Genomic DNA, 25,226 nt, shown 5'->3' on the forward strand with positions numbered 1-25,226 from the left:
TTCTCTTTGCTTTGTCGCTGGTACTGTGGGCAATTACGCTTTCAACATACGGTCGATAAAGTCTTTCCAGTTACCTAATTCTTGCTCTAACATTTTTCTCCCCTTGATTAGACGGCATCATTATACGTCTATTTTTTGTACACGCAAAAATTCAATGACAATTGTTTAATCGTGATCACAATCCCGCCCCGTCTGGATCCTGCCCGCGTTTTGCCTCATTATGTGATTATTCGTGTCCCGCTTTTTGCGCTGGTCAAAAGTTCCTTTATTACTCACAGGTTATGTTTTTTTATGGCAACGACGTCTGCTCAAACCACTTTTATTCTTTACGGCATTAAAAATTGCGATACCGTCAAAAAAGCCCGCCGCTGGCTGGAAGAAAATGGCGTTGAATGCCAGTTCCACGATTATCGGGTTGAAGGCCTGGACGAGGCGCTGCTGCAAAACCTCATCGGCAAACAGGGTTGGGAAGCGATGCTCAACACGCGCGGCACCACCTGGCGCAAACTGGACGAAGCCACGCGCACGGCCTGTGATAACGAAGCCAGCGCCAAAGCCGTGATGCTTGAACACCCGGCGGTGATCAAACGCCCTTTCTTGCTGGCGCCAGATGGCCAGTCTCTGCTGGGATTCAAACCAGAAAGCTATCAGCAATTTCTCGCACAGGTGAAGTAACATGAGTTGTCCGGTTCTCGATTTAGCCCAGCAGTTAATCCGCCGCCCTTCCCTCAGCCCGGACGATGCAGGCTGCCAGGAAATTATGATTGCCCGCCTGCAGGCCATTGGTTTTCACGTTGAGCCGATGAATTTTGGCGATACCCTCAATTTTTGGGCGACACGCGGTGAAGGCAAAACCCTGGCATTTGCCGGGCACACTGACGTCGTACCGACCGGCGATCACAATCTGTGGGTAACCGGCCCGTTCGAGCCAACCCTGCGCGATGGCATGCTGTATGGCCGTGGCGCTGCCGATATGAAAGGTTCGCTGGCGGCGATGGTGGTCGCGGCAGAACGCTTTGTGGCAGCAAACCCGAATCACAAAGGCCGTCTGGCGTTTCTGATTACTTCCGATGAAGAAGCCAGCGCCGTGAACGGCACCGTCAAAGTGGTTAACGCCCTGATGGAACGCAAAGAGCGCCTGGATTTTTGCCTGGTCGGCGAGCCGTCCAGCACCACGCGCGTGGGCGATATTGTGAAAAATGGCCGTCGCGGCTCGATGACCGCTAACCTGCACGTGCATGGCGTTCAGGGGCATGTTGCCTATCCGCATCTGGCCGATAATCCGGTGCACCGCGCCATGCCTGCGCTCAACGAACTGGTCGCTACGGTCTGGGATAACGGCAACGAATTCTTCCCGCCGACCAGCATGCAAATCGCCAATATCAATGCCGGTACCGGCAGCAATAACGTGATCCCCGGCGAGCTGTATGTGCAGTTTAACTTCCGTTTCAGCACGGAACTGACCGATGCCATCATTAAGCAGCGCGTCGCTGAACTGCTGGATCGCCACAATCTTCAGTACACACTGAACTGGGTGGTGTCCGGCCAGCCGTTCCTGACGTCCCGCGGTGAACTGGTTGACGCCGTCGTGAATGCCGTTCGCCACTACAGCGAAATCACGCCAGAACTGCAAACCACCGGCGGAACTTCCGACGGGCGTTTCATCGCGCTGATGGGCGCTCAGGTGGTTGAACTGGGGCCGGTGAATGCCACCATCCACAAAATCAACGAATGCGTACATGCCGCCGATTTGCAGGTTCTCAGCCGTATGTATCAGCGCATCATGGAACAGTTAGTCGCATGATCAGCCACGAAATGCTGACCGGCCGCTCCGACGCGCATCTGGTCACATTGGGCGAAGGCCCGCACCGGTTACAAAAAGCCGCCGCCGGTGCCTTTGCAGAAATGCAAAAAGCAGCGGCGCAGGCCGGGTTTAATTTGCAGCCAGCCAGTACTTTTCGTGATTTCAGTCGCCAGCAGGCCATCTGGAATGGCAAATTTCGCGGCGAGCGACCAGTATTAGATAAGAACAGCCAGCCGGTGGACATCAGCACGTTGTCTGCCGCTGAACGTTGTGAACTGATCCTGCGCTGGTCGGCACTACCGGGCGCAAGCCGCCACCACTGGGGCAGCGATCTGGATGTTTACGATCCGTCTCTGCTGCCGGAAGGCCGGACGCTGCAACTGGAGCCGTGGGAATACGAGGAAAACGGCTATTTTCATCCGCTGAACCTCTGGATGTCGGCGCACATGGAAGCATTTGGCTTTTACCGGCCTTTTGCACAGGATCGTGGCGGCGTTGCCGTTGAACCCTGGCACCTGAGTTATCGTCCTCTGGCACAGCAGTGCGAATCACAGCTGACGCCGGAGGTGCTAATCAGCGCGTGGCAGGGCCAGGATATCGCCGGTTCTGACTGGGTCATCAGTGAGATAGCGACAATTTTTCCGCGTTTTATCGCCCTAAACCCTACATAAATTAAGGAGCACGCCATGGAGTGGATTAAAGATTACTGGTGGATCGTTCTGATCATTCTGATCGGCATGTTTATCAGCGGGATGAAAGAGTTACGTCGTGTGGACGTGAAGAAATACCTGAAAGATAAACCTGAACTTCCACCGCATCGCGACAACAATGCCGAGTGGGATAAAGATGATGACTGGCCAAAGAAAAAGTAACACCGGTCAGCACGGCTACAAAACCTAATCAATATTAGTCGGCGGATTATGTAGCGATTCTCCGCCGATTGACTCTCTCTCCGGCCAGTATCATGTGACGTGAAACTGACGTACGGAGAGACGAGTCCTTTGCCAACTTTAACAACCCCGACACCAGAGCAGGCGACAGCCGACGCCACGCAATTTCTGGGGCTTGCTCCATTTTTACGCATGAGCATAGCCGGTGACGAGTGCACCGCGATCGCGCAGAAACTGGTCACACGTGCGCAGCAAAATCCTGATGATGCCATTTTGTGGATGAACCTTTCCACGGTGATGCTGTGCCTGCAACGCACCGATCTTGGCCTGACTATCCAGAATCAGGCGCTGGCGATGCAGCAGGTTTATACCCTCAGCGCTGTGCAAAAACCGGCAAAACTGCGTTTACTGATGCTGATGGTGCCCGGTACGCTGTCCGCCAACGTGCCCCTCGACTGTCTGCTGGAAAACAGCGACATCGACCTGATTTATTACTACATCACGCCGGAAGCACCGTTTGAGGCGCCCATTCCTGAACATGACCTGCTGATGATTGGCATCAGCGCGACCACCGAAAATCTGTTCCTGTTGCAACAACTGGAAACCTTGACCCGCCAGTGGCCGGTGCCGGTGATCAACGCTCCCGAGTACATTCCTCATTCAGAACGCCACATCGCCAGCCGCGTTTTACAAAACAAACCGGGGCTCACCATCGCGCAGGCGTATCCGGTGACGCACGCCCTGCTTACTGCGGTCGCAAGCGGGCAAATGACGCTGAGCGATGCGTTACCGGGCAGTGATTTCCCGGTTATCCTGCGCCCCGCAGGTTCGCACGGTGGCCACGGTCTGGAGAAAATCACCCGGCAGGACGAACTGGCGGATTACCTTGCGCGCGTTGGCGTTGAAGATTATTTCCTGTCGAAATTCATCGATTACAGCAACGCGGACGGCCAGTTCCGTAAATACCGTATATCGCTGATCGACGGTAAACCTTACGCCTGCCATATGGCTATTTCGTCGCACTGGATGGTGCATTACGTCAACGCGGCGATGTATGAAGATCACAAAAAACGTGAAGAAGAAGCGGCTTTCCTGACGAATTTCCACGAATTCGCCGCGCGCCACCACGTCGCGCTGAAGGCCATTTATGACACAACCCAACTCGATTATGTCGGGATTGATTGCAGCGAAGCGCCCGACGGCTCGTTGCTGGTCTTTGAAATTGATCCGGCAATGGTGGTTCACGCCATGGATCTGGAAGTCATGTTCCCGCACAAACAAATCCATATGAATAAAGTTAAAACAGCATGCCGCGAGTTGCTGTTATCCCGTGCCTTTGCGCACGCCGACACTTCCGCTGATGCGCTAACAGGACAAGAATAAACATGATTTCACGTAACGCCCTGAATTTCTCTGGTGGTCCCGGCGCATTGCCGGAAACGGTTCTGGCGCAGGTCGAGGCCGCCATCAAAGAAGTGCCGGAGGTTGGCCTGTCGATCCTCGGGATCAGCCACCGCTCAGACTGGTTCGCTGCCGTCGTCGAAGAAACGGAAAATAACATCCGTACCCTGCTCGGCTTGTCTCAGGATTTCCATATTCTGTTTCTGCAAGGCGGCGCCACACAGCAGTTTTCCATGGTGCCGATGACGTTACTTCGCGGCCAGAAACATGCGGCTGAATATCTGGATACCGGTTACTGGAGCAGCAAGGTTGTGACCGAAGCGCGTCGCGAAGGCCCGGTAAAAGTGCTGTGGAGCGGTGAGTCCTGTGGTTTTAACCGTCTGCCATCTGATGGCGAGCTGGATTTTTCACCGGACGCGCCGTATCTGCATTACGTTTCGAACGAAACCGTGGAAGGGCTGCAATTCCAGCGCGTTGTGGGCCGCGATGATGTGCCTCGCGTCTGCGATATGTCCTCTGATTTCCTGTCTAAACCGTGCGATGCTAATAAATTCTCGGTGATTTACGCCCATGCCCAGAAAAACATCGGCCCGGCCGGTGTGACGATTGTGCTGGTGCATGACACCGTGGTGAAAGCCTCCTCCGACGAACTGCCGACATTCCTCAACTACCGTCGTCAGGTTGAATCCCATTCCAACCTGAATACGCCACCAGTTTTTGCGATTTACGTGGTTCTGCTGGTCACCCGCTGGCTGCTCAATGACGTAGGCGGTCTGGAAAATATGGCCCAAACCAACCGCCATAAAGCCGAATTGCTGTATGCGATGCTTGATAACAGCGACGGTTTTTACAAAGGCTGGAGCAGCAAGGAAGACCGTTCACAAATGAACGTGGCGTTTAAATTGCCGGATGAGACGCTGGAGCAAAAATTCCTGGCAGAAAGCCATGAAGCCGGTTTCTCAGGTCTGGCGGGTCATCGCGCCATTGGCGGGATCCGCGCCTCAATCTACAACGCGCTTTCACTGCCAGCGGCAGAGAAACTGACCAACTTCATGGATGACTTCCTGCGCCATAATCGCAAATAAACCTCTGTGATTTCAATAAAAAAGCCCCCAACTGATCAGCAGGCGGGGGCTTTTTTACGGGTAAAAATCAGTGCTGATGAGACTTCGGTTCGTAGTTTTTCAAATGCGCAATCGCGGTATTGATCATGTGTGAATCCAGCCCGTGGCCCATGCCCGGCTGAAGATTCAGGGTGCAATCACAGCCTAATGATTTGAGGCGCTCAGCGGCACTTTTTGACTGGAACGGGTTAATCACCGGATCCGGTTCACCGTGAATAAAATGCACCACAGTACCGGCAGAAATCGATTTTTCCGGCAGGACGGAGAAACGTCCGCTGAAAGCCACAATGCGCGAAGCCAGATGTTCTTCCACTTTGGTGGATTCCAGCGCCATGATGGTCCCCTGAGAGAAACCAATCAGCGTGGTATGTTCCGGCGGCACGCCGGTTTTCTGCTGCCAGTCGCGGACAATTTCGACGAATGCGGGCATCGCCGCGTCGACACGCGGCTGACGGTTTTGCTCCGTCACGCCCTGCACGGAGAACCACTGGAAGCCACGGCCAAAATCACAGATGTCCGGGCTGCCGACGCTGATAACCTGCGCCTGTGGAAAAGAAAGCGCAAAAAACTTGCCGATCTCACCCATGGAAATCGGGTTATCGCCCACGCCATGAAACAGTAAAATCAGCTGGTTAGCTCTTTCTTCCGGTTGCTGGACAATAATCTGTTCTGAGCTCATGAATTTCTCCCGTTGTAGGTTAATGGCCTTACTATACGCCGCCCGCCGGTCAGTGAAATCGGGTTTTATTGAACGAGTCTTTCCATTTTTTGCAATAAAACCGTTGATTTAATCGCCAGTGTGCAGGGAAATTGCCCGCCGACGCCAAATTTCACACGCCGTCGCATCCGTGGCTTTCAGCGCCTGCGCCGTTTCCTGACGCCAGCGGACCAGCAGGTCTTTCCGGCCATTCAGCCGCAGCATCTGCACAATGTCGGCGACACTTTTCCCCTGTTGCAGGTAAGCGCGCAGGGCGACCAGCGGCAGGGAAAGTTGCAGTAAGAGGCGGTTCAGCGCCGGTAAACTGCTTTCCAGCGGCCGGTGCGCAAACGCAAATCCGGCCAGTTCGCGCCAGTCGGCTTCATCTAATGATAAATCGCCCGTTAACGGGAGCGGCAGCTGGCGGTCAATCTGCGGTGCCAGCCAGCGCCAGTCGCGGTTGAGCTGCGACTCTGCGGCATCCGTCAGCGCCTTTCCGGCATCGCTTAACGGTAACAGCGCCATCGCGGCGTAACATCCGCTGCTGGCCTCTTTCTGCGGACTCACGCGCACCAGACGAAAACCGGCCTGCTGCCACAACGCGGCGAGTTCATCGGTATAGCCGAAACTGACCGACATAAAATCCAGCCTCTGTTGCTGCGCGCTGTGTTTTTGCTGCATCAGCAACTCGCTGGCAATTCCCTGACGCCGGAACGCCGGATGAACAGCAATACGGCTGATGCGGCGCGAACGCAAAACCGCCGCCTGCGGGAAACCGGCGTGCGCGGCAAGAGATTGTGCGACCAGGTTCCCGCGCGGACGCCGCCTTCCGGCCCAGACTTCATGCGCCAGTTCCGCACTCAGCCCGCCCTCTTCCACCAGCCACAGTGCACCGGTCAGCGTGCTTTTCTGCCTGGCGGCACTGAAAATCATGCCAGGTGCATCGAGCAGGCGGCGTAAATCCAGCGGCGAGGTGCGGTAGTGTGCGCTGGTCAGTAAACCGTAAAACTGCTGCAAAAGCGCAGGTTCACGCAGCCAGTCACCGGCATCGATGGAGAATATTTCGGACGTTGCTGTCGTGGCATCTCCGGCGGGAATTTCTTCCGAAAACAGCAATAACTCGCTGATGAACGGCTCCAGCAGGTCGCCTGCGGACCAGCGGACCGGTTCGGTCAGACGTAAATCATGCCAGTGCGGCAGCGAGGCGCAGAATTTCAGCAGAAAACCGCGGCCTGTGCCTTCATAGCCCTGAACCGTGGTGGAAAGTAAAACGCGGGGAAACGACGCGATCAGCGCCGACAGCATCGGTGCGGGGATCGCCGCCGCTTCATCGATTATCAGCCAGTCGGCGTCCGTCACCGGCCCGGCGTCACATAATGCAAGCAAGGCATCCGGTGCGATAAAACAGGCCGATTCCGGAAGATGACTGAGGATTTGATTTGCGGACGCTTTACCCGGCGCGGTAATCCGGCAGATGCCCGGCCAGCGGCTGGCGAGCATACCGGCCAGCGTTGATTTGCCGCGACCGCGCGGTGCCGTCAGCACCCAGACGCCGGAGTCCGCGCTCAGCAGCTGTTGTAAAATCAGATGCTGCTGAGGCGTTGGCTGGCCGTCGGGCGGTATCCACGCAACGGCGGGCGATAAAGGTGGAATGGCTAAAGGCGCATTCTGGCGACACACGGAAATTTCCGGATGGCGACGCAGTAAAGTTTGAAAACGTTGGATAAAACGCGGAGCCGGGATCGCCTGCGGCTGTTCGCTCCAGCGCAGACTGTCGGCATCAGGACGCTGCGGCCACTCATCCCATTCCGGCACCAGTAAAATAAGCCAGCTTCCCGCTTTCAGAATGCCGGAAAACATCGCCAGCGCGTCAGCATTCAGCCCGGTTCGCGCGTCGAATACGCCGTGCAGTTTTTCCTGTCCCAGCAACGTGTGTACCGCAGAAAAAGTCACAGACTGCGCGTCTGTCGGGGGATTTCCGCTGACCCACACCCAGTCGCCAGGTTGCCCTTGCGCGAACTGCTCCGCCTGTGCGGCACACCACGCGGCCTCGCCGCTGAAAACCAGCAGACGGCGAACGCCCTGTTCAAGCATCTGCTGTTGCAGGGTATTTTTTAGCACAATATCCATGGGTTACCGCTCAGGTTTTTCCCACCAGCATCGACAGCAGACCTGCCGCAATCAGCGGCCCGACCGGAACGCCTTTAAACATCGCCACGCCCAGCACCGTCCCGACCAGCAGACCCGCCACCAGATGCGGCTGACTGCCCATCAGCGTCAAACCGCGTCCGCCCAGCCATGACACCAGCACGCCCACCAGGATCGCCAGAATGGATTTCCAGTGGAAGAAAGAGTGAACCACGGTACTGGCGCTGATTTTGCCGCTGGCAATCGGTGCCATTACCCCGATGGTTAAAATAATAATGCCGATAGTAAGGCCGTATTTTTCGATCCACGGAAAGAAATTATTGAGCGGTGTAATGCGCACCGTCAGGAGAAAAAACATTGCGATAGTGACGGCACTGTTGTGACTGATAATTCCGAGACCGGCAAAAACGAGCAGAATTAAAAGGGTTGGATCGAGAAAAGCCATGGCGTTCCCAGCGGTTCAACATGCAGATGAAAGAGAGGCTCAGTGAGCCTCTCAAAGTCGGACATTGATTATTGAACAGTTTTTACTGGCAGACCAGAGCTTATTCTCACTTAATCAGCGGCTGGCGAAGGTGTTGCACTGGTCAGGATTCCCGGTGTCGAACCCGCGTTTAAACCAGGTGTAGCGTTGTTGAGACGTGCCGTGCGTAAAGCTGTCCGGCACGACGCGCCCCTGGCTTTGCTGTTGCAAACGGTCATCGCCGATCGCCTGCGCGGCATCCAGAGCTTCTTTTAAATCGCCTTCTTCAAGCACGTTTTGCTGCTGCATCGCGTGGCCCCAGACACCGGCGTAACAGTCGGCCTGAAGTTCCATTTTTACGGAAAGCTGATTCACCACAGTTTGCGAAGCGCCCTGCTGCATCTGACGAACTTTACGCTCGGTGCCCAGAAGGTTTTGCACATGGTGACCGACTTCGTGCGCGACCACATAACCCTGCGCAAAATCGCCGCCCGCGCCGAGCTTATTCTGCAAATCCTGATAGAAAGAAAGATCGATGTAAACCGTGCTGTCCGCCGGGCAATAAAAAGGCCCCATGACCGACTGACCGGTGCCACACCCGGTTCGGGTTGCGCCGCGGTACATCACCAGTTTTGGCTCGCGGTAGGTCATCCCCTCTTTCTGAAATATTTCTTTCCAGGTGTCTTCTGTTGACGCGAGGATCACGGACGTGAATTTCGCCTGCTCGTCATCTTTCGGGCTGATGGATTGCGATTGCGTCTGACGCTGTATGTCGCCGGACTGACCGCCGTCAATCAGCGGCGTCAGGTCGATGCCGTAATAACCGGCCACCAGTACGACGATAATAATCACAATGCCGCTTTTGCCACGGATAGGCAGGCGCATTCCGCCACCGCCCATTCCCGGCCCGCCGTTAGCTCCTTCTCCGCGTCTGTCTTCTACATTGTCGCTTTCGCGACGCCCTTGCCAACGCATACCCCACCTCCAGACTGTTTTTTTAAAGACTAGCCAGCGCACACGATTAATACCATCTGCGAAGGGACGTAATTTTAGGCGAGGAATATTTAAATGAAATAAAACAGTGAGGAAAAGGGAAAATAAAACGTAAAGAAAAGAGCGGGTGATGATTTTCATCACCCGTTGAACACCGGACTGCACCGCGTAAACGATTGCGCAGCCCCGCTAAAAAAATAGCGGTCGCTTAGTCCAGTTTTACACCGATGCGATGCGCAACTTCTTCGTACGCTTCGATCAGGCCACCGAGGCTCTGGCGGTAACGGTCTTTATCCATTTTGTTCAGGGTTTCTTTATCCCACAGGCGGCTGCCGTCCGGGGAGAATTCATCACCCAGTACAACTTCACCGTTGAACAGACCGAACTCCAGTTTGAAGTCGACCAGGATCAGACCCGCATCGTCAAACAGTTTGCTCAGAACGTCGTTCGCTTTGTAACTCAGCTCTTTCATGCGCGCGAGGTTTTCCTCGTTTACCCAGCCAAAGGTCTTGCAGTACGACTCATTGACCATCGGGTCGTGCATCGCGTCGTTTTTCAGGAACAGATCGAACAACGGCGGGTTCAGTTCCAGACCTTCTTCAATGCCCAGACGTTTTACCAGCGAACCCGCAGCACGGTTACGGATAACGCATTCAACCGGGACCATATCCAGTTTTTTCACCAGCACTTCGGTGTCAGACAACAGGCGTTCCATTTGCGTTGGGATACCCGCTTCTTCCAGCTTAGCCATGATGAAATGGTTAAATTTGTTGTTAACCAACCCTTTACGGTCGAACTGCTCAATACGCTGACCATCCAGTGCTGACGTATCGTTACGGAACTCCAGTACCAGCAGGTCCGGGTTTTCGGTGGTGTAGACGGTTTTCGCCTTGCCGCGATACAACTCAGCTAACTTTTGCATCTTTACTTACTCCAGTGGAAAAAACAGATGTAAAAAGGGGCCGGAGCCCCTTGGTATTATTTTGCGCTGCTCTGGCTAAACGCGGCCTGCATGACCGCCACCATCGCGTCGTTTTGCGACTGGCTGAGAGCATGTCCTTTCGGATCAAGGAACTGCAAGCTACTACGGTTATCGAGGTCGCCGACCTGAAGTTTGTAATCACCGGAAGTGAGGCCCGGATCTTTCGCACCCAGTGTCTGCCACGCGTCGTCGTTTAGTGGTTTGTAGGTCACGGACAAGGTGCCCTGCGGACGGCTGCTGTCGGTGACTTTCATGCCAGCTTTCGCCAGGGCATTCGGCAGGCGATCCCACACTACGCCGTACGTTGAACGAACGATCAGCACCGGTAAACCGGTATCATCCGCACCGCTCTGGACATCAATCTCACCCACACGACGGTTGTCGAGGCGTGCCTGAGTATCCTGCTGCACTTTATCCAGATTCGCCGTGATGGTGTTCATCATCTGGCTGTTGTAACGCTGGATTTCAGCTGTGGTTGTGACCGCTTTATCCTGCTGTTTCAGCTCAAGCGTTTTCACGGTCAGCGCTAACTGGTAGCTCTGCTGTTTCACGCTGATCTGATAACGGCCCTGATACTGGAAGTCTTCATCGGCACGATTCCAGTTAACGAAATCAGTGGTCAGAGTCTGGTTAGCATCATCGCGGTTAGCAATTTTGTAATTATTTTGCTCAACGGCTTTCACTACGCTGTTCCACAGGTCGCGGTTTTGCGGCGTGTTTTCCAGCAGTACGGTGCTGCTGTCGCCAGAGAACTGGGTCTGAGAACCGTTCAGTAAGGCCAGCGGCTGGGACGGCGGACGAATGTCGAGTTGTTTGCCGACAGCGCCCTGCATTGAACCGGCCTGAATTTCATACGTACCGTTCTGAACCGGTAAAATCATGCCCGCTGGCGCTTTCAGATCATGCAGCGCAGGGGCATCCAGATAAGCTTCATCGCCGCTTACCTGGCGCTTATAACGTTGATCGCTTGAACAAGCGGCCAGCAACATAATCAGGGAAACCCCGACCACTTTTGCTACGGCAGACTTCTGCAAATGGGTCATCTGGAAACTATTCTTGTCAAATAAAGAGGCCATCAAATCTTCCTAAGAGTTACAGCAAACCGGCGCTTTTTAATGCTTCTTCCACGACCGGACGGGCAGCATCTGTTAACGGCGTCATAGGCAGACGCAGAGTATCGGTTGCCATCAAACCCAGTGCCTTACAGGCCCATTTCACCGGGATTGGGTTTGCTTCTACAAACAAATGCTGATGCAACGGCATCAGGCGCTGATTCAGGCGACGCGCTTCGGCAAAGTTACCGGAGGCCGCCAGCTCACACAGTTGAGCCATTTCACGGGCAGCTACGTTGGCAGTGACGGAAATGACGCCCTTGCCGCCGAGTTGCATAAAGTCCAGACCGCTGGCGTCATCGCCGCTCAGCAGAATGAAATCTTCATCATCAACCAGCACTTGGATCTGACTAACACGACTTAAGTTCCCTGTTGCCTCTTTAACAGCAACAATATTCTTCAATTTTGCTAAACGCGCGATGGTCGGCGGCAACATATCGCAGCCGGTACGTGAAGGCACGTTATAGAGAATTTGCGGCAGAGACGTGTTTTCAGCAATCGCTTTGAAATGCTGATACAGGCCTTCCTGCGTCGGGCGATTGTAATAGGGAGTGACTGTCAGGCAGCCAACAACGCCACTATTTTCAAAGCGTTGTGTAAGAGAAATCGCTTCAGCGGTGGCATTTGCCCCGGTCCCGGCGATAACAGGAATGCGCCCATCGGCCAGTTCCAGCGTCTGAAGAACCACGTCACCGTGCTCTTCATGGCTTAACGTTGCCGACTCACCGGTCGTGCCAACGGAAACGATCGCCGCAGTACCACTGGACACATGATAATCAATCAGTTTTTTCAGACTCGCGCGATCGACAGCACCTTTGGTGTCCATCGGCGTAACCAGTGCAACAATACTTCCCGTAAACATTGACCTTCCCCTCCACAAACAGGTCACTCATGGTACTTTTGACACCACTGCAAAAGCAAGCAAACAACGAGCGGTAAGCGCTTGTCCGGCGGTTTTTTTTATGTTTACCTTGGGAATACTCCCAAGCACGACAGGAAGACACAATTTGCCGCAGCCACAACAACATTATCTGGTTATTACCGCATTAGGTGCCGATCGTCCGGGTATCGTGAACACCATCACCCGCCAGGTCAGCAGCTGCGGCTGTAATATCGAAGACAGCCGTCTGGCGATGCTCGGCGATGAATTTACGTTTATTATGCTGCTTTCCGGCAGCTGGAATGCCATCACGCTGATTGAATCCACCCTGCCGCAGAAAGGCGCTGAGCTGGAATTATTGATCGTGATGAAGCGTACCAGCGCACATGAACGCCCGCCGATGCCTGCTACGGTTTGGGTAAAAGTGGATGTTAAAGACTCCCCTCATCTGATTGAGCGTTTTACTGATTTATTCGATACACATCAGATGAATATCGCCGAACTTGCGTCAAAAACACGTCCGGCCGATGCGACCACGCCTGCGCAGTTATCTATTCAGATGACCGCGCACAGTGCCGCCAATACCGACCCGGTAATTATTGAGCAAGCGTTCCATCAGCTATGTACAGAACTGAAAGCGCAAGGCAGTATTAACGTCGTTAGTTATTCTGAGAATGAAGATAAACTGCAGTAACAGCTAAGAGATACGGAGAAAGACAATGAGCCCACTGAAAGCCGGTGACCCTGCGCCGCAATTTAGTTTGCCCGATCAAGATGGTGAACAAATTAATCTGGCCGACTTCCAGGGACAGAAAGTCCTGGTCTATTTCTACCCTAAAGCGATGACGCCGGGCTGCACCGTGCAGGCTTGTGGTCTTCGCGACAACATGGATCAGTTGAAAAGCGCAGGCGTTGAAGTGCTGGGGATCAGCACTGATAAGCCAGAAAAACTGTCACGCTTCGCAGAAAAAGAACTGCTGAACTTCACATTGCTGTCCGATGAAGATCATCAGGTTTGCGAACAGTTTGGCGTCTGGGGTGAAAAATCCTTTATGGGGAAAACCTACGACGGCATCCATCGCATCAGCTTCCTGCTCGACGGGAATGGCAATGTTGAGAAAGTCTTCGACGACTTCAAAACTACCAACCACCACGACATTGTGATGGCTTACCTCAACGGCAATTGAGCCAACCGGTAACCTTCGCACCATCACAAAGTTGGCTTACGGTAGTGGAAATTAAAAAAGCGCAGACGCGCTTTTTTTATTGCTGCTAAACCAAAACCCGCCACTTCTCTAAACGGTTTCGTTCAGGGATTCATCCGGCCAGACGTGAACCACGGCCTTGACCAGTGTGGCCAGCGGTATCGCGAAGAACACGCCCCAGAATCCCCACAGTCCGCCGAATACCACCACCGAAAGAATAATCACCAGCGGATGCAGATTTACAGCTTCCGAGAACAACAGCGGCACGATAACGTTGCCGTCTAATCCCTGAACCACCAGATACGCCACAATCAGCGTCCAGAAATCCGCGCCAAGACCCCACTGGAACATCGCCACAATGACCACCGGAATGGTCACCAGCATCGCGCCGATGTAGGGGATCAGAACCGATACGCCCACCAGCACAGCAAGTAAGAGCGAATAACGCAAATCCATAACCACAAACACCAGATAGGTCGCCACACCTACGATGATCATTTCCAGCACTTTTCCGCGGATATAATTGGTGATTTGCTGATTCATCTCTGCCCACACTTGCCCGGCCAGACCGCGGTCGCGGGGCAAAATACGGCGCACAGCGTTCAGCATCTGCTCTTTATCCTTGAGCAAAAAGAACACCATCATCGGCACCAGAATCAGGTAGATCGCCAGCGTCAGTAAACCGACCAGCGACGCCAGTGAATATTTCACTACGGATTCGCCTAGCCCTGACAGCTTGCTGCGCAGGTTTTCGGCCATCATATCGATGATGCCCGCATCCACCAGCGCCGGATAACGTTTAGGCAATGTGGCGGCAAAATCATAGAAACGGTTAAGCATACTTGGCAAATCGGCCAGCAAATTGACGCCCTGCTGCCACGTCACCGGCGCCACCACAAACATGCCGAGCAGTAAAATTCCGGCAAATATAATCAGCACCACGCTGACCGCCAGCGTGCGCGACAGCCCGACGTGTTGCAGCCGTACCGTCGGCCATTCCAGTAAATACGCCAGCACAATCGCCACTAAAAGCGGTGCCAGAATGCCGTTGAGAAAATAAAGAATACAAAAACCCGCCACCAGAATAGCCAGCAGCGCGATGGCCTGCGGGTCAGTAAAGCGGCGGCGATACCATTGCAATAACATGTCCAACATCGTGAGAACACTCCTGTAAATTCCGGGTCTGACGGGTTTGCGCTGTTCGTTCCCTGCGCGCTCAGACACAAGTAACTATCTTCAAATCTCGTTGTCACACAACTGTAGCTGCGGAGTGTTTTAAACTCTCACGAGGATAGCTACTATAGAGACCGGCGCAAAGAAAAGCGTCACAAAATAATGGTGTGACCAACAGTTCATGGATGAAAGGCTCTTAATGCTTATCGGCATCGCGGTTAACTTATTGGGAAGCAAATGTTTATGGTAATGCGGTTGAAAAAAACGGTGATCGCCCTGTGCCTGGGCAGCCTGTTCACTGGCACAGTCCTCCCCGCAGGAGCCGACGACAGTTCATTCTGGTCGACGCCCGTTGGTTCTTCATCCCAAAATACCCGTTCACCGTCAGCGCCCGTGTCGAGCGATCAGCTTCCCGACATCGGCACCACCGCAGGCGGGACGCTCAGTATTAATCAGGAACTGCAGATGGGCGATTTTTACGTCCGTCAGATGCGCGCCAGTACGCCGCTGATTAACGATCCGCTGCTGAATCAATACATTAATGCGCTCGGCCAACGTCTGGTCGCCCACGCGTATTCCGTCCGCACGCCTTTCCATTTCTTTATCGTCAATAACGATGAGCTGAACGCCTTTGCCTTCTTCGGCGGCAACGTGGTGCTTCACTCCTCGCTGTTCCGGTATACCGATAACGAAAGCCAGCTGGCTTCGGTGATGGCGCACGAAATTTCTCACGTAACGCAACGCCATCTGGCGCGTGCGATGGAAGATCAGCAGCGTAACGCGCCGCTGACGTGGGTTGGCGCACTCGGTTCGATTCTTCTGGCAATGGCCAGCCCGCAAATGGGCATGGCGGCGCTGACCGGCACGCTGGCCGGAACCGCGCAGGGGATGATCAGCTTCACGCAGGCCAACGAACAGGAAGCCGACCGCATCGGGATCCAGGTGTTGCAGCGTTCCGGCTTTGATCCGCAGGCCATGCCTGCATTCCTGCAAAAGCTTGCCGATCAGGCCAGTTATTCGACGCGTCCGCCGGAAATGTTGCTGACGCACCCGTTGCCGGACAGCCGTCTGGCCGATATCCGTAACCGCGCCAACCAGATGCCGCACCTGTTTGTCCAGTCGTCACAGGACTACGTGATGGCGAAGGTGCGTATCCTCGGGATGTACGGCTCAGAAAGCTATCCGCTTTCCGATGACTATCTGCAAAAGCTGAGTAACGGCAATGTCCGCGAGCAGCTGGCGGCGAAATATGGCCACGCATTGCTGTTCTATAAAGCGAAAAAATTCGATCAGGCGCGCGCCATTCTTGAGCCGTTGCTGACGACCTATCCGGGCAACGAATGGTTGCTCGATTTGTCCACCGATAATGACATCGACAGCAAACGCGCTCCACAGGCGATCGCCCGTCTGGAGCAGGCCGGTGCGGCGACCAGTTCCAACCCTGTTTTGCAGCTGAACCTGGCAAACGCCTATCTGGAAGGTGCGAAACCGGCCAACGCCATGAAAATCCTGAACCGTTATACGTTCAATTATCCAGGCGACCCGAACGGCTGGGATTTATTGTCTCAGGCTGCTGCCGCGCAAGGCTTGCGTGCGCAGGAACTGGCCGCGCGCGCTGAAAGTATGGCGCTGGTCGGGCGCCTGGATCAGGCGATTGAAATGCTGAGTAATGCCAGTGCATTGCAGAAATTAGGCAGCCTCGAGCAGGCCCGCTACGACGCACGTATTGATCAGCTCCGCCAGTTACAGGGGCGTTTCCGCCAGTATCAGAAAGGCTGATGTCTGAATCTATCAGGGAGAAAGTTATGTCAGATGAAGTTGCGATTTATCACAATCCGCGCTGCTCAAAGAGCCGCGAAACGTTGAAACTGCTGGAAGATGAAGGTATTACACCGGAAGTGATCCTGTATCTGGACACACCTCCGTCTGTCGAAACGTTGCAAGGTTTGCTGAAAAAGCTGGGATTCAGCTCTGCACGGGAATTAATCCGCAAAGGCGAGGAAATTTATAAAACATTGAATCTGGCCGATAAAAACCTGAGTGAAGCTCAGCTTTTGCAGGCGATGGTGGAAAACCCGAAACTGATTGAACGTCCGATTGTGATCGCCAACGGCAAAGCGCGTTTAGGCCGGCCACCGGAACAGGTGAAAGAGATTTTGTAATTCCCCGCGTCAAATTCGGGTTCGCCACACGAACCCGGATCTTCTCCGATTTACAACCCTGATTTACAGCCCCAGAATTTCTTTCACAAACGGGATCGTGAGTTTCCGCTGCGCCGTGATGGACGCGCGATCGAGCTGATCCAACGTCATGAACAATGTCCGCATTTCGCGATCCAGGCGTTTTAACAGGAAACGCCCCACGTCTTCCGGCAATTCAAAACCGCGCAGTTTGGCGCGCAACTGTAATGCCTGAAGTTTTTCATCATCGGAAAGCGGCTGGAGTTTGTAGATTTGCCCCCAGTCGAGACGGGAAGCGAGATCCGGCAAGCTGAGATTCAGCTGACGCGGAGGACGATCGCCGGTAATAAACAGGCGCGTGCGACCGGTTTCGAGAATGCGGTTATAAAGATGGAAAACGGCCGCTTCCCATTCATCATCTCCGGCAATCCCTTCGATGTTATCAATACAAACCAGCGCCAGATGCTCCATGCCGTCCAGCACTTCAGGGACGAAATAAGCGCGCTTGTCTAAAGGCACATAACCCACGGCTTCACCGCGTTGCGATAATTCGGCGCAGGCTGCGTGTAAAAGATGGCTGCGGCCACCGCCTTCGCGGGACCAAAAATAGATATACGTGCCGTGTTCCTGATGCAATGCGGTCTGAATCGCAGAAAGCAGAGAAGAGTTTTCCCCCGGATGAAAACTGGCAAAAGTCTCATCATCGGGCAGATAAAGTGGCAGGGAAAGCTGTGCCGGCGTATTCAGAAGCACCTCAACCAAAGCGGTATGAAGACCGCAGATGTTGTCACGTCAATAAAAGGAACTGCCAAATTCTAGCAAGGATCCGCGGTGAAATGAACTGTGCCCGGTGCAACCGCTTGCGATCCGAGCACCTGACCGGTTGCGCGCTGGCAAACCGGTCAGAAATGATCCCCCTCAGACTGGCGGATTTTCCCTCTCGTCATCGATATCAATGATCTGTTCTTCGCCGCGGAAAATCTCGATCACTTTGAACAACAGACTCAGGAAGATACCCACGATCGTGGCCAGCGCCATGCCTTTCAGCTCCGCCGCACCGATGTGGATCTTCGCGCCGCTGACGCCGATGATGAGGATCACCGCAGTCAGGATCAGGTTCTGTGCCTTGTTGTAATCGACTTTAGATTCAATCAGTACGCGGATACCGGATGCGCCAATCACGCCATACAACAGCAAGGAAACGCCGCCCATTACCGGAACCGGAACGGCCTGAATTGCCGCCGCCAGTTTCCCGATACAGGAAAGCAGGATCGCCAGAATCGCCGCACCACCAATCACCCAGGTGCTGTAAACCTTGGTGATCGCCATCACGCCGATATTTTCGCCGTATGTGGTATTGGGAGTAGAACCGAAGAAACCGGACAACACGGTAGAAAGGCCGTTAGCCAGCATCGAACGGTGCAGGCCCGGATCACGCAGCAAATCTTTTTTCACGATGTTCGCCGTCACGACTAAATGCCCGACATGCTCGGCAATAACCACCAGCGCCGCAGGCAAAATGGTCAGGATCGCTACCCATTCGAAACGCGGTGTGTAGAAAGTTGGCAGAGCAAACCAGTGCGCGTTTTCAATCGCAGAAACATCCACAACGCCCATAAAGAAGGACAGCGCATAACCTACCAGCACGCCGATGAGGATCGGGATAATCGCCAGGAAACCGCGAAAGAGCACGGAACCAAGGATCGTCACCGACAGCGTCACCAGAGAGATGATGATCGTTTTGGAATCCACCGGTACGCCGTCAGCCGGCAGCAAACCGGCCATATTGGCAGCCACACCGGCCAGCTCCAGCCCGATGACGGCAACGATTGCGCCCATCGCTGCGGGCGGGAACATCACGTTAATCCAGCCAATCCCGGCTTTCTTAACAATCAGCGCCACCAGGCAGAACAGTAAACCGCAGGCAATAAATCCGCCCAGCGCCACTTCATACCCCATCGGCAACAGCAACAGCACCGGTGAAATGAACGCGAAGCTTGAACCCAGATACGCCGGTATTTTCCCTTTACAGACAAATAAATACAGCAAAGTCCCTATGCCATTGAACAGCAGCACCGTTGCCGGGTTAATTTTGAACAGAATGGGAACCAGAACGGTGGCACCAAACATGGCAAACAGATGCTGGAAACTCAGGGGGATTGTCTGCAGTAAAGGCGGACGCTCACTTACCCCGATGACACGACGGGTCATGGATGTGATCCTCTTAAAGTGTGGTGTTGTGTTATGTGTTTTAAAAACCAAAAAAAAGCCGACTCATGAGTCGGCTTAACGCTTACTTCGTACCAAATATCTTGTCGCCCGCATCGCCGAGCCCCGGCATGATGTAGCCCTTTTCGTTGAGTCCCTGATCCACCGAGGCCGTGTAGAGCTCGACGTCAGGGTGCGCAGCTTCGAGAGCGGCGATCCCTTCCGGTGCCGCCACCAGCACCAGAACTTTAATGCTCTGGCAGCCCGCTTTTTTCAGCAGGTCGATGGTTGCGATCATGGAACCGCCGGTTGCCAGCATCGGGTCAACCACCAGAGCCAGACGTTCTTCGATGTTAGAAACCAGCTTCTGGAAATACGGCACAGGCTTCAGGGTTTCTTCATCACGGTACACACCCACCACGCTGATACGCGCGCTCGGGACGTGTTCCAGTACGCCTTCCATCATGCCCAGACCGGCACGCAGAATTGGCACAACGGTAATTTTCTTGCCCTTGATCTGGTCGATTTCAACCGGACCACACCAGCCTTCGATAGTGACTTTTTCAGTTTCTAAATCGGCAGTCGCTTCATACGTCAGAAGACTACCCACCTCAGAAGCCAGTTCGCGAAAACGTTTTGTGCTGATGTCATTTTCACGCATCAGGCCCAGCTTGTGTTTCACCAGCGGGTGTTTCACCTCGACGATCTTCATTGTTTATTCTCCTAAGGTGGTTGGGCTGCAAAAAAAAAATCGCGAGATTATAACGCCATTTTTTTTGAACGCCACTGCCAATTGCCTGATCCGGATCAACATATCCTTCGTCAGTCTAACTGCTGCGGTGTTGGCTGCACTTTCTCACCCGAATCACTGACTCATGTCAGCTCATCGGGATTCGTGCGTTTGCCGCCTTGCTGCAATCAGGCTGACTTTGGATAAGCTCTCTCATTGGCTTCTAAAATCAGTATAGATAGACACAGTCAATAAGGCGCTCGCAAACGTTTGCTTCCACTGTTAGAATTGCCGCGCATTATTTTTCAATCACCAACCCAAACCGCCGTGGGGACTTCGCAGTGACCGACAAAACCTCTCTCAGCTATAAAGACGCAGGCGTAGATATCGATGCCGGTAACGCATTGGTAGACCGCATTAAAGGTGTAGTAAAACAGACCCGTCGCCCGGAAGTTATGGGTGGATTGGGCGGTTTTGGTGCTCTCTGCGCGCTGCCGCAAAAATATCGTGAACCCGTGCTGGTTTCGGGTACCGACGGCGTTGGCACCAAGCTGCGTCTGGCGATGGATTTAAAACGCCACGATACCATCGGTATCGACCTGGTCGCGATGTGCGTCAACGATTTGATCGTTCAGGGCGCTGAACCGCTGTTCTTCCTCGATTACTACGCCACCGGCAAACTGGATGTCGACACTGCCGCCAGCGTGATCACCGGTATTGCAGAAGGCTGTAAACAGTCCGGCTGTGCGTTAGTTGGCGGCGAAACCGCTGAAATGCCGGGGATGTACCACGGCGAAGATTACGACGTCGCGGGCTTCTGCGTCGGCGTGGTGGAAAAATCAGAAATTATCGACGGCAGCAAAGTGGCTGACGGCGACGTGCTGATCGGCCTGGCCGCCAGTGGCCCGCACTCCAACGGCTACTCGCTGGTGCGCAAAATTCTGGAAGTCAGCAAAACCAATCCGGAAACCACCGTTCTGGCAGGCAAATCGCTGGCCGACCATCTGCTGGCACCGACCAAAATTTACGTGAAATCGATCCTGAATCTGATCGAAAACGTCGAGGTGCACGGTATCGTCCACCTGACCGGCGGCGGCTTCTGGGAAAATATTCCGCGCGTTCTTCCTGAAAATACTCAGGTCATCATTGATGAATCAAGCTGGCAGTGGCCGGATGTCTTTACCTGGCTGCAAACCGCCGGCAACGTCAGCCGTCACGAAATGTACCGTACCTTCAACTGTGGCGTTGGCATGCTGGTTGCACTTCCGGCTGAGCTGGCTGAACAGGCGATTGCTTTACTGAACGATAATGGCGAAAAAGCGTGGAAAATTGGCTACATTAAAGCCTCTGACTCCGCTGAACGTGTTGTCATCCAGTAATTCAACCCACTGAAGACAGGTATAGAAATGAAAAGGATTGTGGTTCTGGTATCGGGCGAGGGAAGCAATTTACAGGCCCTGATCGATGCCTGCCAGCAGGGAAGGATCAACGCAGAAATCTGCGCTGTTTTCAGCAACAAATCCGCCGCTTACGGGCTTGAAAGAGCCCGTACTGCCCACATTCCGGCGCATGCGCTGGATGTCAAAGCCTACGAAGATCGCGCCGCGTTTGATGTCGCACTGGCCGATGCCATCGACACATTCCGGCCCGATCTGGTGGTACTCGCCGGGTATATGCGTATCCTCACCGCAGAATTCGTTCAGCGCTTTGCCGGACGGATGATCAACATCCACCCTTCCCTGTTGCCGAAATATCCGGGTCTTCACACTCACCGCCAGGCGATTGAAAATCAGGATACCGAGCACGGCACATCGGTGCATTTTGTCACTGAGCAGCTCGACGGTGGCCCTGTCATATTGCAGGCGAAAGTCCCGGTGTTTACCGAAGACACTGAAGAAGAGCTGGTGGCGCGTGTGCAAACGCAGGAACACAGCATTTATCCGCTGGTGGTCAGCTGGTTTGTTGAAGGACGTTTGTCCTTGCAAAACGGACAGGCGCTACTGGATAATAATCCACTGCCTGAACAGGGTTACGCGGCGGATTAATCTGCTTAAGCGCGATGATTTCACTATAAACCGGCCCCGTGCCGGTTTTTTATTTTCTGTCATTTGACACTTGTTTACATTTCACCCGATATAATGCCCATCCCGGCGCACGTTTAAACGTCGTTTGTGCGCCGACCTTCATCTGAAACACGGTTGTTTCAGATCTCATATTCACGAAGGTTACCTCAGGTAAAACGGCTTTTTGATTTTTTGAGGAACACCCCATGTTTAGCAATAACAGCGTCAGATTACGTCCACTGGAAAAGGATGACCTGTCGTTTGTTCACCGTCTTGATAATAACGCCAGCATCATGCGTTACTGGTTTGAAGAGCCTTACGAGGCGTTCGTCGAACTGACAGATCTCTATAACAAACATATTCATGACCAAAGCGAGCGTCGCTTTATTATTGAATTCCAGGGCGGACCGGTCGGATTAGTCGAACTGGTCGAAATTAATCATATTCACCGCCGCGCGGAATTTCAGATAATCATCGACCCGCAGCATCAGGGTAAAGGCTTTGCCGGTGATGCCGTCCGTCTGGCCATGGATTATGCCTTCTCCGTTCTGAACCTCTATAAGCTGTATTTAATCGTCGACAAAGAAAATAAAAAGGCGATTCATATTTACAGCAAACTCGGATTTGAACTTGAAGGCGAACTGAAGCAGGAATTCTTTGTGAACGGCGAATATCGCAGCGCCATCCGCATGTGTATTTTCCAGCCTCAGTTCCTGGCGAAATATAAAACTAAGCCTGTTCAGGTCAAACCTGAATCTCTTATTGGTGCCAGCGCCGTCTGATTTCGCATAAATACCTTACCGGTGAGGGCGACAACGCCTTCACCGGTAAGACTTTTCCCGCTTTTGATCCTCATTTATTCCCCCTGCATAAACTCTCCTTGATTCATCCCCTGTAGTGTTGGACTTTCCTGTCAATCTTTCGCAATATTGGTAGTAGACACTAGGCCCTCTCACAAAAGGCTTCCTGTTGCGCCCGGCTTTGAAACAGACGGGTAACATGAAGATCACGTTGAGCTAAATTGCGGTGTTTTTCAGGCGATTTGCCTGTATGGGCCAGGTTGTAAGCCAAATGAACGGAGTGAAAATGGGTCAGGAAAAGCTTTATATCGAGAAAGAACTAAGCTGGCTGTCCTTCAATGAGCGCGTGTTGCAGGAAGCGGCAGACAAAAGTAATCCCCTGATCGAAAGGATGCGTTTTTTAGGGATTTACTCCAATAATCTGGATGAGTTTTATAAAGTCCGCTTTGCTGATTTAAAACGGCGGATCCTCATCAGTGAGGAACAGGGTTTTCTTGGCGCGTCCCGTCATTTGCTGAAAAAAATTCAGGCAAAAGTGCTTCGCATTGATCAGGAATTTGACAGTCTCTACAACGATTTACTGCTGGAAATGGCACGTAATCAAATTTTCCTGATTAACGAGCGTCAGGTGTCGGAAAACCAGCAAGCCTGGTTGCGTCAGTATTTCAAACATCAGCTGCGCCAGCACATTACGCCGATCCTCATTAATCACGACACCAATCTGGTGCAATTCCTCAAAGACGATTACACCTATCTGGCGGTAGAAATTATCCGCGGCGAAGAGATTCACTACGCCCTGCTGGAAATCCCGTCCGATAAAGTTCCGCGTTTCGTTAACCTGCCACCGGAAGCGCCGCGCCGCCGCAAGCCGATGATCCTGCTGGATAACATTCTGCGTTATTGCCTCGACGACATTTTCAAAGGCTTCTTCGATTACGATGCGCTGAATGCCTATTCGATGAAAATGACCCGCGACGCCGAATACGATCTGGTCACAGAAATGGAATCCAGCCTGCTGGAACTCATGTCATCGAGCCTGAAACAGCGTCTGACCGCCGAGCCGGTGCGTTTTGTCTATCAGCGCGACATGCCGGATGAAATGGTGGAATTGCTTCGCGGCAAGCTCGGTATTTCCAACTACGATTCTGTAATTGCCGGTGGCCGTTACCACAACTTTAAAGATTTCATTGGTTTCCCAAACGTCGGCAAAGCCAATCTGGTCAACCGCCCTCTGCCACGCCTGCGTCATTTGTGGTTCGATAAATTCCGTAACGGCTTTGCCGCTATTCGTGAACAGGACGTGTTGCTGTATTACCCATACCACACGTTTGAGCACGTTCTCGAACTGTTGCGCCAGGCATCGTTTGATCCGAACGTTTTATCGATAAAAATCAATATTTACCGCGTGGCAAAAGACTCACGCATTATTGAATCGATGATCCACGCCGCGCATAACGGCAAGAAAGTGACGGTTGTTGTTGAGTTGCAGGCGCGTTTCGATGAAGAAGCTAACATTCACTGGGCGAAACGTCTGACGGAAGCCGGTGTACACGTTATTTTCTCTGCGCCGGGTCTGAAAATTCACGCAAAACTCTTTCTTATCTCGCGCCGCGAAGGCGATGAAATTGTCCGCTATGCTCATATTGGGACCGGTAACTTTAACGAGAAAACCGCGCGGCTTTATACCGACTATTCGCTGCTGACCGCTGATGCGCGTATCACCAACGAAGTCCGTCGCGTCTTCAACTTTATTGAAAACCCTTACCGCCCGGTTTCTTTCGAACATCTGATGGTGTCGCCGCAAAACTCGCGCGACATGCTTTACCGCCTGATCGACAAAGAGATCGCCAACGTGCAGGCTGGCGGAACCGGCGGCATTACGCTGAAGATCAACAATCTGGTGGACAAAGGGCTGATTGATCGTCTGTACGTCGCGTCGAATGTGGGCGTCAAAATCCGCCTGCTGATCCGCGGCATGTGTTCACTGGTGCCCAACTTACCCGGCTTCAGCGAAAACATTCAGGTCACCAGTATCATCGACCGCTATCTTGAACACGATCGCGTTTATGTCTTTGAAAATGGCGGCGATACCAAAGTCTTCCTGTCTTCCGCTGACTGGATGACCCGAAATATTGATTACCGCATTGAAGTGGCTGTCGCCCTGCTCGATCCGCGCCTGAAACAGCGCGTTCTGGACATTCTCGAACTGCTGTTCAGCGACACGGTAAAAGCCAGAGTGATTGATAAAGAACTGAGCAACCGGTATGTTCCACGCGGAAATCGTCGCAAAGTGCGCGCACAACTGGCGATTTACGAATATCTCAAAGATCTGGAACAACAAAGTCAGCAAGCCTGAACCCCTGGAGCGTTACA

General features: G+C 53.3%; 25 protein-coding genes and 1 pseudogene. 14 read left to right on the forward strand and 12 right to left on the reverse strand.

The genetic code is table 11. From position 1 onward, the window contains the following. Positions 1-33: 33 nt before the first annotated feature. A complete protein-coding gene (gene ypfM, locus M2403_RS24920; RefSeq protein ID WP_152328030.1) occupies positions 34-93 on the reverse strand; it encodes a protein YpfM in 60 nt (19 codons plus the stop codon). Positions 94-291: 198 nt separating this feature from the next. Here ypfM and M2403_RS04225 point away from each other — a divergent pair, with 198 nt between their 5' ends. The 6 genes from M2403_RS04225 to M2403_RS04250 all read left to right on the forward strand — a co-directional run bounded on the left by M2403_RS04225 (position 292) and on the right by M2403_RS04250 (position 5,180). Then, a complete protein-coding gene (locus tag M2403_RS04225; protein ID WP_152327953.1) occupies positions 292-675 on the forward strand; it encodes an ArsC family reductase in 384 nt (127 codons plus the stop codon). A gap of 1 nt (position 676) precedes the next feature. Then, positions 677-1,804, forward strand: a complete 1,128-nt coding sequence (gene dapE, locus M2403_RS04230) for a succinyl-diaminopimelate desuccinylase (RefSeq protein ID WP_165059374.1) — start codon at positions 677-679, stop codon at positions 1,802-1,804. Next, on the forward strand, positions 1,801-2,475 hold the full coding sequence (locus tag M2403_RS04235) for a M15 family metallopeptidase (protein ID WP_195823605.1): 675 nt from the start codon (positions 1,801-1,803) through the stop codon (positions 2,473-2,475). The genes dapE and M2403_RS04235 overlap by 4 nt, the downstream gene beginning before the upstream one ends. Before the next feature lie 15 nt (positions 2,476-2,490). Then, positions 2,491-2,676: a YpfN family protein gene (locus M2403_RS04240; protein WP_152327950.1), complete on the forward strand. Its 186-nt coding sequence runs from the start codon at positions 2,491-2,493 to the stop codon at positions 2,674-2,676. Between the two features lie 129 nt (positions 2,677-2,805). Further along, entirely contained in the window at positions 2,806-4,077 is a 1,272-nt protein-coding gene (locus M2403_RS04245; RefSeq protein ID WP_259228596.1) for a RimK family alpha-L-glutamate ligase, read from the forward strand. A 2-nt stretch (positions 4,078-4,079) separates the two neighbouring features. Then, on the forward strand, positions 4,080-5,180 hold the full coding sequence (locus M2403_RS04250) for a phosphoserine transaminase (protein WP_208949923.1): 1,101 nt from the start codon (positions 4,080-4,082) through the stop codon (positions 5,178-5,180). Between the two features lie 67 nt (positions 5,181-5,247). Here M2403_RS04250 and ypfH read toward each other — a convergent pair whose 3' ends face one another. The 7 genes from ypfH to dapA form a co-directional block, all read right to left on the reverse strand. Next, positions 5,248-5,898: an esterase gene (ypfH, locus tag M2403_RS04255; RefSeq protein ID WP_259228597.1), complete on the reverse strand. Its 651-nt coding sequence runs from the start codon at positions 5,896-5,898 to the stop codon at positions 5,248-5,250. 108 nt (positions 5,899-6,006) lie between these two features. Continuing rightward, entirely contained in the window at positions 6,007-8,046 is a 2,040-nt protein-coding gene (locus M2403_RS04260) for a tRNA(Met) cytidine acetyltransferase TmcA (RefSeq protein ID WP_259228598.1), read from the reverse strand. 10 nt (positions 8,047-8,056) lie between these two features. Beyond that, on the reverse strand, positions 8,057-8,509 hold the full coding sequence (locus tag M2403_RS04265) for a DUF441 domain-containing protein (RefSeq protein ID WP_101075569.1): 453 nt from the start codon (positions 8,507-8,509) through the stop codon (positions 8,057-8,059). 114 nt (positions 8,510-8,623) lie between these two features. Next, complete coding sequence (locus tag M2403_RS04270) at positions 8,624-9,502, reverse strand: neutral zinc metallopeptidase (protein WP_165059364.1); 879 nt, start codon at positions 9,500-9,502, stop codon at positions 8,624-8,626. Between the two features lie 226 nt (positions 9,503-9,728). Continuing rightward, on the reverse strand, positions 9,729-10,442 hold the full coding sequence (gene purC / locus M2403_RS04275; protein ID WP_047608889.1) for a phosphoribosylaminoimidazolesuccinocarboxamide synthase: 714 nt from the start codon (positions 10,440-10,442) through the stop codon (positions 9,729-9,731). Between the two features lie 56 nt (positions 10,443-10,498). Further along, positions 10,499-11,578, reverse strand: a complete 1,080-nt coding sequence (gene bamC, locus M2403_RS04280; RefSeq protein WP_152327944.1) for an outer membrane protein assembly factor BamC — start codon at positions 11,576-11,578, stop codon at positions 10,499-10,501. Between the two features lie 16 nt (positions 11,579-11,594). Further along, positions 11,595-12,476: a 4-hydroxy-tetrahydrodipicolinate synthase gene (dapA, locus tag M2403_RS04285; RefSeq protein WP_152327943.1), complete on the reverse strand. Its 882-nt coding sequence runs from the start codon at positions 12,474-12,476 to the stop codon at positions 11,595-11,597. Between the two features lie 145 nt (positions 12,477-12,621). Here dapA and M2403_RS04290 point away from each other — a divergent pair, with 145 nt between their 5' ends. Both M2403_RS04290 and bcp read left to right on the forward strand, forming a co-directional pair. Beyond that, on the forward strand, positions 12,622-13,188 hold the full coding sequence (locus M2403_RS04290) for a glycine cleavage system transcriptional repressor (protein ID WP_259228599.1): 567 nt from the start codon (positions 12,622-12,624) through the stop codon (positions 13,186-13,188). A gap of 25 nt (positions 13,189-13,213) precedes the next feature. Then, positions 13,214-13,681, forward strand: coding sequence for a thioredoxin-dependent thiol peroxidase (bcp, locus tag M2403_RS04295; protein ID WP_165059358.1), 468 nt, complete (start codon positions 13,214-13,216; stop codon positions 13,679-13,681). Positions 13,682-13,789: 108 nt separating this feature from the next. Here the strand turns inward: bcp and M2403_RS04300 are convergent, their stop codons facing one another. Further along, a complete protein-coding gene (locus M2403_RS04300; protein WP_152327940.1) occupies positions 13,790-14,854 on the reverse strand; it encodes an AI-2E family transporter in 1,065 nt (354 codons plus the stop codon). Positions 14,855-15,274: 420 nt separating this feature from the next. On the opposite strand from M2403_RS04300, the pseudogene M2403_RS04305 reads away from it, so the two are divergent. Together M2403_RS04305 and arsC are read left to right on the forward strand one after the other, a co-directional pair. Beyond that, positions 15,275-16,651, forward strand: a pseudogene (locus tag M2403_RS04305) (M48 family metalloprotease); the annotation flags it as partial. Positions 16,652-16,677: 26 nt separating this feature from the next. Then, positions 16,678-17,034: an arsenate reductase (glutaredoxin) gene (arsC, locus tag M2403_RS04310; protein ID WP_259228600.1), complete on the forward strand. Its 357-nt coding sequence runs from the start codon at positions 16,678-16,680 to the stop codon at positions 17,032-17,034. Positions 17,035-17,097: 63 nt separating this feature from the next. On the opposite strand, the gene hda is transcribed toward arsC, so the two are convergent. From hda to upp, 3 genes are all read right to left on the reverse strand, one after another. Next, positions 17,098-17,805, reverse strand: a complete 708-nt coding sequence (gene hda / locus M2403_RS04315; protein WP_152328029.1) for a DnaA inactivator Hda — start codon at positions 17,803-17,805, stop codon at positions 17,098-17,100. Positions 17,806-17,970: 165 nt separating this feature from the next. Then, on the reverse strand, positions 17,971-19,263 hold the full coding sequence (gene uraA, locus M2403_RS04320) for a uracil permease (RefSeq protein ID WP_152327937.1): 1,293 nt from the start codon (positions 19,261-19,263) through the stop codon (positions 17,971-17,973). An 82-nt stretch (positions 19,264-19,345) separates the two neighbouring features. Continuing rightward, on the reverse strand, positions 19,346-19,972 hold the full coding sequence (gene upp, locus M2403_RS04325) for a uracil phosphoribosyltransferase (protein ID WP_104922995.1): 627 nt from the start codon (positions 19,970-19,972) through the stop codon (positions 19,346-19,348). A gap of 359 nt (positions 19,973-20,331) precedes the next feature. Here upp and purM point away from each other — a divergent pair, with 359 nt between their 5' ends. The 4 genes from purM (at position 20,332) to ppk1 (ending at position 25,209) form a co-directional block, all read left to right on the forward strand. Beyond that, complete coding sequence (gene purM / locus M2403_RS04330; RefSeq protein WP_165059354.1) at positions 20,332-21,369, forward strand: phosphoribosylformylglycinamidine cyclo-ligase; 1,038 nt, start codon at positions 20,332-20,334, stop codon at positions 21,367-21,369. A gap of 27 nt (positions 21,370-21,396) precedes the next feature. Then, positions 21,397-22,035: a phosphoribosylglycinamide formyltransferase gene (gene purN, locus M2403_RS04335; RefSeq protein ID WP_217153234.1), complete on the forward strand. Its 639-nt coding sequence runs from the start codon at positions 21,397-21,399 to the stop codon at positions 22,033-22,035. A 224-nt stretch (positions 22,036-22,259) separates the two neighbouring features. After that, positions 22,260-22,835, forward strand: a complete 576-nt coding sequence (gene speG / locus M2403_RS04340; RefSeq protein ID WP_152327934.1) for a spermidine N1-acetyltransferase — start codon at positions 22,260-22,262, stop codon at positions 22,833-22,835. A gap of 304 nt (positions 22,836-23,139) precedes the next feature. Beyond that, positions 23,140-25,209: a polyphosphate kinase 1 gene (gene ppk1, locus M2403_RS04345; protein WP_152327933.1), complete on the forward strand. Its 2,070-nt coding sequence runs from the start codon at positions 23,140-23,142 to the stop codon at positions 25,207-25,209. Positions 25,210-25,226 lie beyond the last annotated feature (17 nt).

Source organism: Rahnella sp. BIGb0603, from assembly GCF_024808755.1.
In the GTDB taxonomy this organism is placed as follows: Bacteria; Pseudomonadota; Gammaproteobacteria; order Enterobacterales; family Enterobacteriaceae; genus Rahnella; species Rahnella contaminans.

Bases quoted from the DNA above. Each gene is read 5' to 3' on its own strand.
- arsC (WP_259228600.1), top strand. From the start codon at position 16,678: ATGTCAGATGAAGTTGCGATTTATCACAATCCGCGCTGCTCAAAGAGC.
- uraA (WP_152327937.1), bottom strand. From the start codon at position 19,263: ATGACCCGTCGTGTCATCGGGGTAAGTGAGCGTCCGCCTTTACTGCAG.
- purN (WP_217153234.1), top strand. From the start codon at position 21,397: ATGAAAAGGATTGTGGTTCTGGTATCGGGCGAGGGAAGCAATTTACAG.
- bamC (WP_152327944.1), bottom strand. From the start codon at position 11,578: ATGGCCTCTTTATTTGACAAGAATAGTTTCCAGATGACCCATTTGCAG.
- speG (WP_152327934.1), top strand. From the start codon at position 22,260: ATGTTTAGCAATAACAGCGTCAGATTACGTCCACTGGAAAAGGATGAC.
- dapE (WP_165059374.1), top strand. From the start codon at position 677: ATGAGTTGTCCGGTTCTCGATTTAGCCCAGCAGTTAATCCGCCGCCCT.
- M2403_RS04260 (WP_259228598.1), bottom strand. From the start codon at position 8,046: ATGGATATTGTGCTAAAAAATACCCTGCAACAGCAGATGCTTGAACAG.
- bcp (WP_165059358.1), top strand. From the start codon at position 13,214: ATGAGCCCACTGAAAGCCGGTGACCCTGCGCCGCAATTTAGTTTGCCC.
- ypfH (WP_259228597.1), bottom strand. From the start codon at position 5,898: ATGAGCTCAGAACAGATTATTGTCCAGCAACCGGAAGAAAGAGCTAAC.
- M2403_RS04270 (WP_165059364.1), bottom strand. From the start codon at position 9,502: ATGCGTTGGCAAGGGCGTCGCGAAAGCGACAATGTAGAAGACAGACGC.
- dapA (WP_152327943.1), bottom strand. From the start codon at position 12,476: ATGTTTACGGGAAGTATTGTTGCACTGGTTACGCCGATGGACACCAAA.
- upp (WP_104922995.1), bottom strand. From the start codon at position 19,972: ATGAAGATCGTCGAGGTGAAACACCCGCTGGTGAAACACAAGCTGGGC.
- M2403_RS04225 (WP_152327953.1), top strand. From the start codon at position 292: ATGGCAACGACGTCTGCTCAAACCACTTTTATTCTTTACGGCATTAAA.
- M2403_RS04265 (WP_101075569.1), bottom strand. From the start codon at position 8,509: ATGGCTTTTCTCGATCCAACCCTTTTAATTCTGCTCGTTTTTGCCGGT.
- M2403_RS04240 (WP_152327950.1), top strand. From the start codon at position 2,491: ATGGAGTGGATTAAAGATTACTGGTGGATCGTTCTGATCATTCTGATC.
- M2403_RS04300 (WP_152327940.1), bottom strand. From the start codon at position 14,854: ATGTTGGACATGTTATTGCAATGGTATCGCCGCCGCTTTACTGACCCG.
- M2403_RS04235 (WP_195823605.1), top strand. From the start codon at position 1,801: ATGATCAGCCACGAAATGCTGACCGGCCGCTCCGACGCGCATCTGGTC.
- purC (WP_047608889.1), bottom strand. From the start codon at position 10,442: ATGCAAAAGTTAGCTGAGTTGTATCGCGGCAAGGCGAAAACCGTCTAC.
- M2403_RS04250 (WP_208949923.1), top strand. From the start codon at position 4,080: ATGATTTCACGTAACGCCCTGAATTTCTCTGGTGGTCCCGGCGCATTG.
- ppk1 (WP_152327933.1), top strand. From the start codon at position 23,140: ATGGGTCAGGAAAAGCTTTATATCGAGAAAGAACTAAGCTGGCTGTCC.